This is a genomic window from Xanthomonas sp. SHU 166 (assembly GCF_000364685.1).
Classification (GTDB): Bacteria; Pseudomonadota; Gammaproteobacteria; order Xanthomonadales; family Xanthomonadaceae; genus Xanthomonas_A; species Xanthomonas_A sontii.
This window is the reverse complement of sequence record NZ_AQOJ01000655.1, coordinates 1-561: the sequence shown is the minus strand read 5'-3', so window position 1 is coordinate 561 and position 561 is coordinate 1. Positions and strand designations below refer to the sequence as shown.

The window sequence follows — 561 nt, the reverse complement described above, 5'->3', positions numbered from 1 at the left end:
CCCGGCCGCCGCAAGCATGTGTTCATCACCGCGTTCGGCCGCAATGTCTCGCCGGAGTGGGTGGAAAGCGAACTGCTGCAGCATCCGCTGATCGCGCAGGCGGTGGTGTGCGGCGAGGCGCGTGCGCACAACCTGGCGGTGCTGTGGCCGCGCCGCGCTGGCGAAGACGACGCCGCGCTGCACGGCGCGCTGGCCGAGGTCAACGCCGGCCTGCCCGATTACGCCCGCGTCGCCGGCTTCGTGCGCGCCGCCGCGCCGTTCAGCGCCGCCGACGGCCTGCTCACCGGCAACGGCCGCCCGCGCCGCGACGCCATCCTGCAGCGCTACGCCGACGCCGTGGCGCAGCGCTATGCCGAACTCGAACCCGATCCCGCCCCAGGAGCCTTCCAATGAGTTTCCATGCCCGGCTGCTCGCCGAGACCCAGGCCGAACGCGCCGACCTGATCGCCATCCCGATCATCCAGACTGCCCTGGCCGGGCAGATCGCCGGCGCCGACTACGTCGCCTTCCTCGGCCAGGCCTATCACCACGTGCGCCATACCGTGCCCCTGCTGATGGCCT

2 pseudogenes are annotated in these 561 nt (G+C 72.2%); both read left to right on the top strand.

Features of this window, described 5'->3' with window-relative positions:
• Positions 1-393 (top strand): annotated as a pseudogene (locus D180_RS15700) (long-chain acyl-CoA synthetase); the annotation flags it as partial.
• Positions 390-561, top strand: a pseudogene (locus D180_RS15695) (biliverdin-producing heme oxygenase); the annotation flags it as partial. The pseudogenes D180_RS15700 and D180_RS15695, both read left to right, overlap by 4 nt.